Here is a 12,140-nt window from a genome sequence, read left to right as displayed (position 1 = left end):
CTTTCCTGCTGAGAACGTAATCTGGTCTGGTATAAGAAAATGCCGATGGTCATCGGCATTTTCCTTGCTTACTTGGCCGACGTTTCCTTGTCGTCGGACACAACGGATTCGGCGGTCTGCGATTCGTCGACGGACTGCTCCACGGGAACCTGAGCTTCGTCGGACTGATCGGCGTCGTCGTTCTGCGGCAACGGATTGCCGTTCTCGTCGACCTCGTCGTCGCTCACGTACGCAGGACGAACATATTCACGGCTGATGGCATTGAATCCGAACCGTAACTTCGATCCTTCGGAGTCGATGACGATCTCCTCATACTGGGTGTCGACCGAAACGACCTTGCCGATCACGCCTCCGATGGTGATGACTTCGGTGCCCGGCTGCAGGCTGGCACGGAAATCCTGCTTCTCCTGCTGCTGTTTCTTGGCTTTTTTGGACTGCCACCACATGAAGGCGATCATGAAGACAAGGAAGACGATCATCATGAGATTCATGGAATCTGCGGGCAAGGCGATACTCCTAACGGGTTGATGGCTGGCATTACGTTCGCGTATATGGCGTTGCCATATATAACGCCCAAAGTCGAAAGTCTAGAATAGCTTGCTGACATCATCCTTGGGCACCAATCCGAGATGGCTCCACGCTTTTTCGGTGGCTACGCGCCCCTTGGGTGTACGGATCAGGAACCCCTCACGGACCAGATACGGCTCGCAGACGGTTTCCACGGTCTCCGATTCCTCTCCCACCATCGCGGACAGGGTGTTCAGACCGACCGGTCCGCCGTTGAACTGCCGAACCACGGCGTTGAGCACCGCGATGTCGAGACGGTCTAGCCCTTCGGCATCGATCTGGTACAGTTCCAGCGCCTTCTTGACGTCATCAGGCCTGACCACATCCAGATCATGGACGATGGCCCAATCTCGGACACGACGCAACAGACGGTTGGCAATACGCGGCGTGCCCCGGGACCGGACCGCCATCTCATGGGCGGATTGATCTTCGAGCCTGACACCGAGCACGTTCGACGAACGTTCGATGAGCTTCTCCAGCTCCTCATGGGGGTAGAAGTCCAGATGCGCGGTGAATCCGAATCGCGCGCGCAACGGCGACGGCAGCATGCCTTCTCGCGTAGTCGCGCCGATCACGGTAAATCGTGGCAGTGTTAAGGGGATGGATGTGGCGCCTGGTCCTTTGCCGACCATCACGTCGACTCGGAAGTCCTCCATCGCGATATACAGCAGCTCCTCAGCGGCCCGCGGCAACCGATGGATCTCATCAATGAACAGTACCTCCCCCGAGTCCAATGAACTCAGGATCGACGCGAGGTCGCCGGCATGCTGGATGGCCGGACCGGAGGTGACGCGGATCGGCACGCCGAGCTCGTTGGCCACGATCATCGCCAACGTGGTTTTGCCGAGTCCCGGAGGACCGGCCAACAGGATATGGTCGGGCGGCACGTCGCGTTTGCGCGCGGCGTCGAGGAACAGCTGGAGCTGCGCCTTGAGCAGCGGCTGGCCGATGAATCCCTCAAGGGCGTGAGGTCGCAGCTCCTCGTCGCTGACCGGTTCGTTGCCGATCGGCGCGGCCGACACCATGCGCAACGATTCCTCGTTCGCGCCGGTATTGGTCTGAGCATCGTATTCCATGGCTGCAATCACCGTCCTCTGTCAAGGGTTGCCAGGGCGAGCTTAAGCACGCGCGGTACATCGGCACTACTGATTGGAGTCGCGATGTCATTGTCCCGACATGCCACTTCAACGGCATTCTGAGCATCCTGCTGCCTCCAACCGAGAGACATCAGTCCTTCTACGACCTGTACGAGGTTGTGATCCTCCGGCCGTTGCCGCGAGGCCGAGTTCGTTCCGGCCTCTATCGCATCAAGATCAATGGAACCCTTCAACTCGAGGATGATCTTCTGCGCACCCTTTTTGCCGAGTCCCGGAGCCTTCGCCAATGCCGCCGCATCGCCGTCCGCCACGGCCTGCGCGAGACGGTCCACCGGCAACGTGGACAGCAACGACAGCGCCACCTTCGGACCGATGCCGCTGACCTTCTGCAGCTGCAGGAACATCCGTTTGGCCGATGGCGTAGCGAATCCAAACAACGTGATCGCGTCCTGTGATACGTTCATCGACGTGTACACGCGCACGTCTTTGCCGATGTGCAGCGCCGACAGATCAGCGGATGGCATACGGGTTTCATAGCCGACTCCCCCGACCTCGATCAATGCGTAGTCCACGCCGACCTCGATCACGCGTCCGTTGAGCATTCCTATCATGGCAAACCTCTCAGCGCTTTCCTATAGTCGAACATCTGTTCTATGACTGTATGTGATGCGCTCGACCGCCCGACACGTCTCGAGACGAATACGTCTTCGGATACGTGCAATAGCCGGCGACACGCCGCGCCAAATGACGGCGGCGCGATTACATACCGCGATCGGCACCGCGCCGCCGCTTGGAACGCTGCGCTGCCAGCGCCCACTGACGCTGCGCGGCAGTGAGATGCTGCTCGCGCTCCCCTCCCTGCAACGCCCCGGCCGGGCGCAGGGCATGGCAAATCGCAATGGCCAGCGCATCGGCGGCGTCGGCAGGGGTCGGAGGTTCGTTCAGTCCGAGAATACGGGCGACCATGCGTTCCATCTGCGGTTTTTCGGCCTTGCCGTTGCCTGTGATCGCGAGTTTCGATTCGGTCGGCGTGTGCAGTGCGACCGGAATGCCGCGCTGGGCCGCGGCAAGCATGGCCATGCCGGCCGCCTGGGCGGTACCGAGCACGGTGTTGCGGTTCTCCTGGGCGAACACTCGTTCGATGGACACCGTATCGGGAGTGAATCGCTCGATCTTGTCGACCAGTCCGTTGTAGATGGCCAACAGGCGCAGATCCTGCGACGTGTCGGGGGACGAACGTACGACATCGACGTGAATAAACGAAAGCCGGCGGTGTGCGCCGGCTTCGATCACGCCGACCCCGCAGCGAGTGAGCCCGGGGTCAACGCCAAGAATGATCACCGAGGATTACTCCTCGTCGAGCTGGGCCATGACCTCGTCGGAGGCGGTCCAGTTGGAGTAGATGTTCTGCACATCGTCCAGGTCATCGAGATTGTCGATGAGCTTGGAGACCTTGCGGGCATCCTCGAGGCCCAGTTCGACCTCGTTCTTCGGGCGCATCACCATATCGGCGGAATCGTAGTCGAAACCGGCGTCCTGCAGGCTCTTGCGCACGGTGTGCAGATCGGAGGGATCAGTGATCACGGTGAACACGTCGCCGTCATCGATCACGTCCTCGGCACCCGCGTCGCCGGCCTTCTCAAACAGGTCGTCGAAATCCACACCCTCGGACGGCACTTCGATCTGGCCCTTGCGCTCGAAGTTGAAGGACACGGAGCCGGAGGTGGCCAGCGAGCCGTTGCCCTTGGTCAGGGTGGAACGCACTTCGGCGGCCGCGCGGTTGCGGTTGTCAGTCAGGCACTCGATGATGAGGCCGACGCCGGCGGGAGCGTAGCCCTCGTAGACGATGTCCTCGTAGTTGGCGCCGCCGGCTTCCTCACCGGAGCCACGCTTGACAGCGCGCTTGATGTTGTCGGCCGGCATCGAGGCCTTCTTGGCCTTGTAGATGGCATCGTACAGGGACGGGTTGCCGTCCGGGTCGCCACCGCCCATGCGAGCCGCGATTTCGATGTTCTTGATGAGCTTGGCGAACAGCTTGCCGCGCTTGGCGTCGATGGCGGCCTTCTTGTGCTTGGTGGTCGCCCACTTGGAATGACCTGACATAATGCTCCTAGCAGATCTACGGATAAAACTGGCAAACGGAATAAGTTTAGAGCGCTTTGCAGACAACTGCCAGCGGCATCATCGCAAAGCACCGGACACGGGTGTCCCGCGGGACGAACACATGCACGCCCCACGGAACACCCATGCAATGGCCGAGAATCAGTCCTCGGCCGGAGCCGCCACGGCGGCCTTGAAGTCGTCCACGGAGTTGACCTGGACGCGCTTCTTGATCACATCGAGGATCTGCTCGCGGGCCTGATCGACCGGCACGCCGTTGAGCTGGCTGCCATCGCGGAAGCGGAAGCTGACCGCGTTGTTCTTCGCGTCCTCTTCGCCGACGATGAGAATGAACGGCGTCTTGGACTTGGACGCGTTGCGGATCTTCTTGCCGAAGCGGTCGTCGGAGTAGTCGATCTCGCAGCGGACCATCTCATCCTCGAGGGACTTGACGAAGCCGGCGAGGTGCGGCGCGAACTCGTCGGCGACCGGGATGCCAAGTACCTGCACCGGGGCGAGCCACACCGGGAACGCGCCCGCGTAGTGCTCGAGCAGCACGGCGAAGAAGCGCTCGATGGAACCGAACAGCGCGCGGTGGATCATGACCGGGCGCTGGTGCGTACCATCGGCCGCGATGTACTCGAGCTGGAAGCGCTCGGGCAGGTTGAAGTCGAGCTGGATGGTCGACACCTGCCAGGTGCGGCCGATCGCGTCGCGGGCCTGCACGGAGATCTTCGGGCCGTAGAATGCGGCGCCGCCCGGATCGGCCACGAGGTTCAGACCGGAGTCCTTGGCGACCTCGGCGAGCGTGTTGGTCGCCTCCTCCCAGATCTCGTCGGAACCGACGTACTTGTGCTCGTCCTTAGTGGACAGTTCGAGGTAGAAGTCGTCCAGACCGAAGTCGCGCAGCACCTTGAGCACGAAGGTGAGCAGGTTGGTCAGTTCGCCCTTCATCTGCTCGCGCGTGCAGTAGATGTGGGAGTCGTCCTGGGTCAAGCCGCGCACGCGGGTCAGGCCGTGGACTTCGCCGGACTTCTCGTAGCGGTACACGGTGCCGAACTCGAACAGGCGCAGCGGCAGCTCCTTGTAGGAGCGCTGGCGGGACTTGAAGATGAGGTTGTGCATCGGGCAGTTCATCGGCTTCAGGTAGTAGTCGAAGCCCTGCTTGGTGATGTTGCCGTCGGCGTCGCGCTCCTCGTCCAGACGCATGGCCGGGTACATGGAGTCCTTGTACCAGTGCAGGTGGCCGGAGGTCTCATACAGACCGCCCTTGGTGATGTGCGGGGTCTGCACGAAGCTGTAGTGGTACTTGCGGTGCATTTCGCGGGAGTAGTCCTCCATCGCGTTGATGACTGCGGCACCCTTCGGATGGAACACCGCCAGGCCCGGTCCGATCTCTTCCGGGAAGGAGAACAGATCCATTTCGGCGCCGAGCTTGCGGTGGTCGCGCTTGGCGGCCTCCTCGAGGCGGGTCTGGTAAGCCTTGAGATCTTCCTTGGTGGCCCATGCGGTGCCGTAGATACGCTGCATGGTCGGGTTCTTCTCGTTGCCGCGCCAGTAAGCGGCGGCGGAACGCTCGATCTTGAACGCCTTGATGAAGTGCGTGTTCGGCAGGTGCGGTCCGCGGCACAGGTCCTTCCACACAACGTTGCCGTCACGGTCGACGTTGTCGTAGAAGCTGAGCTCCTTGCCGGAGATCTCGGTGGCGGTGGACGGATCGAGATGCGCTTCCTTGTCTTCGATCAACTCGATCTTGAACGGCTGGTCGGCTTCCTCCTTGAGCGCCTCCTCCTCGGTGACGACGCGGCGGCGGAAGGACTGGGCGGACTTGATGATCCGCTGCATGTGCTTCTCGATATTCTTGAGGTCGTCCGGCGTAAACGGCTGGTCGACCTGGAAATCGTAGTAGAAGCCGTCCTTGATGATCGGGCCGACGCCAAGCTTGGCGTTCGGGAACAGTTCCTGCACGGCCTGCGCCATGACGTGGGTGGCGGAGTGACGCATGATGCCGAGACCGTCCTCGCTGTCGAGCGCGACGGATTCGACCGTGTCGCCGTCGGAAAGCGGCGTGTACAGGTCACGCAGTTCGCCGTTGAGACGCACGGCGATGATGTTCTTGTCGTCCGCGAACAGTTCGGTGCCGGTGGTGGTAGCTTCCACCTCCTTCGCTTCGCCGTTGACTGTGATGGAGATGGAGCTTTGCGCCATGATGTGTCCTTTGCTATCGGGGCCCGCGTTACCAATGGGCAGGCCTGGACTGGTAATCAACATGGGACACGATAGGATTGAGTGCAGACATTGCTGTGAACGCTCCCAGGCGTGACGGGCCGACGATTGCGAGCATGCCGTTGCCGAAATGAAAAAGGCTCCCGAAGGAGCCTCTGACCGGAGCGGACAACGGGACTCGGACCCGCGGTCTCAACCTTGGCAAGGTTGCGCTTTACCAACTAAGCTATGTCCGCAAAGGATTCCGCCGTGAGAAGCGGATTCCAGTGGAGCTAAGGGGATTCGAACCCCTGACCCTCTCCATGCCATGGAGATGCGCTACCAGCTGCGCCATAGCCCCGAAAACGCGTTGCCGCGCTCGTGGGTGATGTAGGAATCGAACCTACGACCCCTTCCGTGTGAAGGAAGTGCGCTAGCCGCTGCGCCAATCACCCATATTCGATTATGAAGGTCGAATCATCGCCGACGTTCGTGGGCGATACAAGATTCGAACTTGTGACCCCTTCCGTGTCAGGGAAGTGCGCTACCTCTGCGCCAACCGCCCGGGCCTGCAATACAACCGACCGAATACATTCGGCCGACTGAGAGGTGGGTACGAGAGTCGAACTCGTCTATACGGCTTTGCAGGCCGCTGCCTAACCGCTTGGCTAACCCACCGCAAAGGTCGTCAACTCATCGGACCTTAGAGCGGACAACGGGACTCGGACCCGCGGTCTCAACCTTGGCAAGGTTGCGCTTTACCAACTAAGCTATGTCCGCGATACTTGGCAACTCATCGTTGCCTGAGCACGAGTGACTACTATACCGACATCATCACGATCTGCCAAATCCGGCGTGTCGCAGCGGTGAGGACAGTTCCCGCAACAGCTGCCGGTACGCCGCTGGCATAAGGGTTCGCACCGCTTTTCCGCTGCGGTTACATTAGAAGTCATGAAGAGACAAGCAGCGGAAACGGGTTCCGTGATGATCGCCGCGTTCGAGGGATGGAACGATGCCTGCCAGGCAGCCTCCGATGCGGTTCGCCATCTGGTGAAGCGCTACGACGGAGAGGAGATCCGCCACATCCGCTGCGACGGCTATTACGACTATCAGTCGACCCGCCCGATCGTGTGTCATGCGACCGGACGCAAACGCATTATCTGGCCGCAAACCACGTTCTACGACATCCGCATCTCCCCCGCATTCCAGCTATACGTCATGCTGGCCCCCGAACCGAACTACCGCTGGCAGGAGTACTGCCGGCAGACGCTGCGAATCGCCGACGAACTGGACGTGACCCGAATCATCACGCTGGGGTCGATGTTCGCGGACTGCCCGCACACGAGAACCTTGCCGGTCGACATCGAGTACGGATCCGATTGCACGGAGTGCGATCCCGACCAACGTTACAGCGGCCCGGTCGGCATCCCCACCATTCTCGACGACGCCGCATCCCAAGACGGTTTCGATACGACATCGATGTGGGTGTCCATTCCGCAGTATCTGAACAGTGATGGATGCGCCCAGGCCACGATGCAGCTGCTGCACGAGCTGTCCGGACTGCTCGGCGAATCGATCGATCTCGCCGATCTTCCCGGCAAGGCACAGGACTGGAAGGCCCGGGCCGAGGCCGTGGTGCGTCGCAACGACGCGCTGTCCGACTACGTGCGTCGGCTCGAACACGACTATGACAGCAACGAAAAAGCCCGCCAGGAGACAACTCTTGACGGGCCCGTATGCGAGCAGTTGATCCGGGAGGCGGAGAACTTCCTCAGGGATCTGTGATTCCCTTCACGCGGCTCATGCCGCCGCGGAAATCGCCTCCAGCGGCACCAGCGCGCCGGTCAGCAGCAGGATCGCGACGACGACAGCGAGGATGATGCGGTAGATAGCAAACGCCTTGTACGAGAAGGTCGACACGAACTTCAGGAAGCCGATGATCACGATGTAGCCGACGAAGAAGCTGATGATCGTCGCGACGATCGTCGGGCCCCAACCCGGGAACATGGCGTCGGTCTTATAGTCCTTAACGGCCTTGACGGCTTCCAGCAGGCCGGAGCCGACCACGGCCGGGATGGCCATGAGGAAGCTCAGTCGCACCGCGGCCTCACGGGTGTAGCCGAGCGCACGGCCCACGGTGATGGTGCCGCCGGAACGGGACACGCCAGGGATGAGGGCCATCGACTGACCGAGACCGAACAGGAATGCGTCGCGGTTGGTCATGTCGTCCATCGTCTTGATCTGGCGGGCCCTGGCGTCAACGACCCACAACAGCACACCGAAGACAAACAGCACGGTCACGGTGATCCACAGGTTGCGCAGCGTCGTCTCGATGACGTTCTGCAACGTGAAGCCGAGGATCACGATCGGGATGGAGCCGACGATGACGTTCCAGCCGAGCGTGGCCCACTTGTCGCCGCGGCCCATGCGCGACTTCCAGTCCTTGCCGTTCTTGCCGAACAGGCATGCGAACCAGTGCGATAGGATGTTGATGATGTCGCGACGGAAGTACAGGATGACCGCCAGTTCGGTGCCGATCTGGATGATGGCGGTGAACGCGGCGCCCGGATCTGCTCCCAGCATCAGATCGCCGATGATGCGGATGTGCGCGCTCGACGAGACCGGAAGGTACTCGGTCAGCGCCTGCACCAATCCCAGGATGATTGCCTGAAAGAAATTCATGATCCCTCTTAGTTCATGTCTTTGGTTTCATTTGCCTCGCTCTAGGTTACTCACAGCCCCCTAAGAATGCGCCAAGACCGGTATTGTCTCGCCAAATGCCCACAATCAGGGGTGAATCGCAAGGCCGATGGGAGGATGCAATGGGCAAGTATCGCAAGTCGCGCATGTGGGCGCCGGACGGGTTCTTCGAATGCGAGGGGCGCGGGCTGCAATGGCTCGCCGAGGCGCACGCCGCGGGAGGCCCCCGTGTGGTGGACGTGTACGACTGGGGCAAGGATTATCTCGACATCGAACGGGTGAACGCCTGCTCCCCCACCGCGAAGGCCGCCTATGATTTCGGCGCGGCGCTGGCCCGCATGCATGATTTCGGCGCCGACCATTTCGGTTCGGCACCATCCGGGTACGATGGCACCTGTTATTTCGGTCCGCTGCAGGATCCAGTGCCGATGGCGACCGGCTCTTGGGATGATCCGGCGACCTACTACGCTGAGGGACGGCTGCTGCCGATGGTCGAGTTGGGCATCGCCCGCGGCGAGCTGACGAAGGCCGATCTTGACCTGACACAGCGTGTGATCGACGCGCTGCCCGATCTGTTGGGACGGGCGGCGGCGGACAAGCCGGCGCGCGTGCATGGCGATCTGTGGAGCGGTAACGTGATGTGGGCTGCGGATTCCGGTTCGTGCGAGGCCGTGCTGATCGATCCAGCGGCCCACGGCGGACATCGCGAGGAGGATCTGGCGATGCTGCACCTGTTCGGCATGAGCTACCTGAGCGAGATTATGGACGGCTACCAGTCGGTGCATCCGCTCAAGGCCGGCTGGCAGGAGCGCACGACGCTGTGGCAGCTGTATCCGATCGCCGGCCACTGCGTGTTCTTCGGCGGCGGCTACGTCAGCGAATACCGTTCGATGTGCCGCTCGCTGCTGTAGAAAACCGGAGAACCAACGACCGCACTTAGCGGGTTGCGCCTGTTCCCGAACAGCAGGCACGGCGCGACCCGCTACACCGAAGATACAGAACGGCCGCTTCGCCTTGCGCAAAAAACAAGTCGAAGCGGCCGTTTGCCGATTCCCGCTCAGCTCAGCGCATCCTTCAATTTGCTGAAGAAACCCTTGCGAGCGCCGGCGGTCGCCGGCTTGGAGCTTTGCGCGACGTGTGAGGCGTCGCCGTCGTGCAGGTCGGCGAACTCCTCGATCAGTTTGCGTTCGCGCTCGTTCAGTTTGGTGGGCACGCGCACCGCGATATGTGCGATCAGATCGCCGCGCTCCCCCTGCTGGCGCATACGCGCAACGCCCAGTCCCTTGAGTGTGACCGTATCCTCCTGTTGGCACCCTTCGGGCACGCTGATGGTTTTCGGACCGTCGAACGTCTCGATCTCGAGATCATGGCCCAGAATTGCCCAGCTCATCGGCACCTGGATCCAGCAGTGCAGGTCGTCGCCTTCGCGTGTGAACTGCTTGTCGGCGCGAATGCGTACGTCGATGTACAGGTCTCCGGCAACGCCGCCGCCTTCGCCCACTTCGCCCTGGCTGGCGAGACGCAGACGCGCGTTGTCGCTGATGCCGGCGGGAATCGTCACGCCGACGTCTCGCGTGGTGCGCACGCGGCCGTGTCCAAGGCACGACGGGCACGGGTTCTCGATGATCGTGCCGTGTCCCTCGCACCGTTCGCACGGCGACGAGGTCATCATCTGGCCGAGCATCGTGCGCACGACCTTCTGTACGGAGCCCTGGCCGTGGCATTGCGGGCAGGTGACCGGCTGGGAGCCGTTCTGGGCACCGGAGCCGCCGCACTGCTGGCACAGTCCGAACGTGTTGATCTTCACATGCGCGACGCCGCCGAACACAGCGGTCTTGAGGTCGATGGTGGTGGAGGCCAGCGCGTCACGGCCAGGCTGGGTGCGCGGGGTCGGACCCTGCCCGCCGCCAAACGCGCCGCCGAAGAACTGCCCGAAGATGTCGCCGACGTCGCCCATGCCGGAGAAGCCCCCCGGGAATCCGCCGGGGCCTGCACCGGAGGTCGGATCGTTCGGGTCGACGCCGGAGTCGTACATGCGACGCTTGTCCGGGTCGCTCAGCACCTCGTAGGCGCTGTTGACCTCCTTGAACTTGTCCTCGAATTCGGGACCGGCGATGTCGGGATGATATTTGCGGCTCATCTTGCGATAGGCCTTCTTGATCTCGTCCTCGCTGGCCGTGCGCTCGATGCCGAGCACCTCGTAGTAGTCTGCCAATGTCCGTCCTTTTATCGGTGTTTGTCGCGAGTTATTGTGCCATAAGGCTGGGTCAGGACGATTCCCGGCCGCCGCTTGCGAGCGAAACGGTCAGATAGCGCGCCACCGCGCGTACCGCGGCGATGGTGGCGGCATAGTCCATATGCGTGGGTCCGATGGATCCCACGAACGCGATGGGCTCGTCCGTGCCGGTTTGTCCGGGTTCCTCCTCGTTGTTCCCGTCACCGTCGCGTTCCTTTTGCCGGCCCTTCGCGTCGTCTGGGACGGGAGCGTCATCCATGATCCGGCCGGCTCGGGGCTGGGACTTGTCGGATGCGTCCGAGGAACGTCCGTACCCGCTGGTCACCACCGAGACGTGCATCAGCCCGGGCGTATGGGTTTCGGAGCCGATGGCGACGCCGACACCGGTCTTGGTGGATTCCTCGCTGAGCGTGCTCATCAGTCGCATGAGCACCACCTGTTCCTCGAGAGCGTCGAACAGCGGCGCCAGATCCGCCGTCGCCGCCTGGTTCGCCAGATGAGAGGTTCCGGCCATGTACAGTTCGTTCGCCCGTTCGTCGTCCGCCATGCCTTCGAAGGCGCATGCAAGAGATTCCGATAGCATCGCGGTGTCGTGCGATGCGCCGGCCGAGCCCAAGGCCCTTACGCGTTCCGCGGCTTTGGCGAACGACATCGCGGCACACTGCCTGTTGACCGCCTCGCAAAACCCCGACAGCTCATCGGGCTGCGGCATCCGCCGGACCGGCAGCGTATGCTGGGCGACACGCCCGGTATCGGTGATGACGACCGCAAGCAGCACGTTGAGCGAGACCGGCACGATCTCGACGTGTCGCAATGTGGCCTTGGACAAGGATGGGGACGCCACGACGGCCACCTGACCGGTGATCTGCGACAGCAGACGTGCGGCCCGCTGCAGCGTGTCCTGCAGATTGACCGATCCGGACAGGAACGTGGCGATGCCGTTACGCTGCGCCTTGGACAGCGGCATGACCGTGGCCAGCCGATCCACAAAGTACCGGTACCCCTTTTCCGTGGGAATGCGTCCGGCCGACGTATGAGGCTGGATGAGGTACCCCTCGTCCTCCAGCGCGGCCATATCATTGCGGATCGTGGCCGAACTGACCCCCAGATCATGCGTCTTCGTCAGGGACGACGATCCGATGGGCTCCTGGGAGCGGATGTAGTCCTCCACGACGGCGCGCAGCACCAGCATGCGACGCGACTGCGTCATACGCGCCTCCTTATATATATGCGGC

Annotated in this window: 11 protein-coding genes and 6 tRNA genes; 2 read left to right on the top strand and 15 right to left on the bottom strand. The window is 62.0% G+C overall.

Annotated elements, in window-relative coordinates; translation table 11 throughout:
- Window positions 1–68: 68 nt before the first annotated feature.
- The 12 genes from yajC to JS541_RS11755 form a co-directional block, all read right to left on the bottom strand.
- A complete protein-coding gene (yajC, locus tag JS541_RS11810) occupies window positions 69–482 on the bottom strand; it encodes a preprotein translocase subunit YajC (protein WP_214374731.1) in 414 nt (137 codons plus the stop codon).
- Between the two features lie 105 nt (window positions 483–587).
- Window positions 588–1,643 carry a Holliday junction branch migration DNA helicase RuvB gene (ruvB, locus tag JS541_RS11805; protein ID WP_214374702.1) on the bottom strand — a complete coding sequence of 352 codons (1,056 nt, stop codon included), beginning with the start codon at window positions 1,641–1,643 and terminating at the stop codon, window positions 588–590.
- A gap of 8 nt (window positions 1,644–1,651) precedes the next feature.
- Complete coding sequence (gene ruvA / locus JS541_RS11800; protein WP_214374701.1) at window positions 1,652–2,275, bottom strand: Holliday junction branch migration protein RuvA; 624 nt, start codon at window positions 2,273–2,275, stop codon at window positions 1,652–1,654.
- A gap of 148 nt (window positions 2,276–2,423) precedes the next feature.
- Window positions 2,424–3,005, bottom strand: coding sequence for a crossover junction endodeoxyribonuclease RuvC (gene ruvC, locus JS541_RS11795; RefSeq protein WP_214374700.1), 582 nt, complete (start codon window positions 3,003–3,005; stop codon window positions 2,424–2,426).
- Window positions 3,006–3,011: 6 nt separating this feature from the next.
- A complete protein-coding gene (locus tag JS541_RS11790; protein ID WP_152357514.1) occupies window positions 3,012–3,767 on the bottom strand; it encodes a YebC/PmpR family DNA-binding transcriptional regulator in 756 nt (251 codons plus the stop codon).
- Window positions 3,768–3,926: 159 nt separating this feature from the next.
- Window positions 3,927–5,972, bottom strand: coding sequence for a threonine--tRNA ligase (thrS, locus tag JS541_RS11785; protein WP_214374699.1), 2,046 nt, complete (start codon window positions 5,970–5,972; stop codon window positions 3,927–3,929).
- 181 nt (window positions 5,973–6,153) lie between these two features.
- Window positions 6,154–6,226, bottom strand: a tRNA-Gly gene (locus tag JS541_RS11780).
- 31 nt (window positions 6,227–6,257) lie between these two features.
- Window positions 6,258–6,330: transfer RNA gene (locus JS541_RS11775), tRNA-Ala, on the bottom strand.
- 21 nt (window positions 6,331–6,351) lie between these two features.
- A tRNA-Val gene (locus JS541_RS11770) sits at window positions 6,352–6,424 on the bottom strand.
- Window positions 6,425–6,462: 38 nt separating this feature from the next.
- A tRNA-Val gene (locus JS541_RS11765) sits at window positions 6,463–6,534 on the bottom strand.
- A gap of 42 nt (window positions 6,535–6,576) precedes the next feature.
- Window positions 6,577–6,647 (bottom strand) — tRNA-Cys (locus JS541_RS11760).
- Between the two features lie 29 nt (window positions 6,648–6,676).
- Window positions 6,677–6,749 (bottom strand) — tRNA-Gly (locus JS541_RS11755).
- A gap of 171 nt (window positions 6,750–6,920) precedes the next feature.
- On the opposite strand from JS541_RS11755, the gene JS541_RS11750 reads away from it, so the two are divergent.
- Complete coding sequence (locus JS541_RS11750) at window positions 6,921–7,754, top strand: PAC2 family protein (RefSeq protein WP_214374698.1); 834 nt, start codon at window positions 6,921–6,923, stop codon at window positions 7,752–7,754.
- Window positions 7,755–7,769: 15 nt separating this feature from the next.
- Here JS541_RS11750 and uppP read toward each other — a convergent pair whose 3' ends face one another.
- Window positions 7,770–8,651: an undecaprenyl-diphosphatase UppP gene (gene uppP, locus JS541_RS11745; protein ID WP_214374697.1), complete on the bottom strand. Its 882-nt coding sequence runs from the start codon at window positions 8,649–8,651 to the stop codon at window positions 7,770–7,772.
- 140 nt (window positions 8,652–8,791) lie between these two features.
- Between uppP and JS541_RS11740 the strand changes: the two genes are divergently transcribed.
- Window positions 8,792–9,580 carry a fructosamine kinase family protein gene (locus JS541_RS11740; protein ID WP_214374696.1) on the top strand — a complete coding sequence of 263 codons (789 nt, stop codon included), beginning with the start codon at window positions 8,792–8,794 and terminating at the stop codon, window positions 9,578–9,580.
- Between the two features lie 146 nt (window positions 9,581–9,726).
- On the opposite strand, the gene dnaJ is transcribed toward JS541_RS11740, so the two are convergent.
- Both dnaJ and hrcA read right to left on the bottom strand, forming a co-directional pair.
- Window positions 9,727–10,884 (bottom strand): molecular chaperone DnaJ, encoded by a 1,158-nt coding sequence (dnaJ, locus tag JS541_RS11735; protein WP_214374695.1) that lies wholly within the window; start codon window positions 10,882–10,884, stop codon window positions 9,727–9,729.
- A 52-nt stretch (window positions 10,885–10,936) separates the two neighbouring features.
- Window positions 10,937–12,115 carry a heat-inducible transcriptional repressor HrcA gene (hrcA, locus tag JS541_RS11730; RefSeq protein ID WP_214374694.1) on the bottom strand — a complete coding sequence of 393 codons (1,179 nt, stop codon included), beginning with the start codon at window positions 12,113–12,115 and terminating at the stop codon, window positions 10,937–10,939.
- Between the last annotated feature and the right edge of the window lie 25 nt (window positions 12,116–12,140).

Origin of the sequence: Bifidobacterium sp. SO1, assembly GCF_018555335.1 — a bacterium.
GTDB classification, from domain to species: domain Bacteria; phylum Actinomycetota; class Actinomycetes; order Actinomycetales; family Bifidobacteriaceae; genus Bifidobacterium; species Bifidobacterium simiiventris.
Note: the sequence above shows the minus strand (reverse complement) of the source record. Positions and strands in the feature narration are given on the sequence as shown.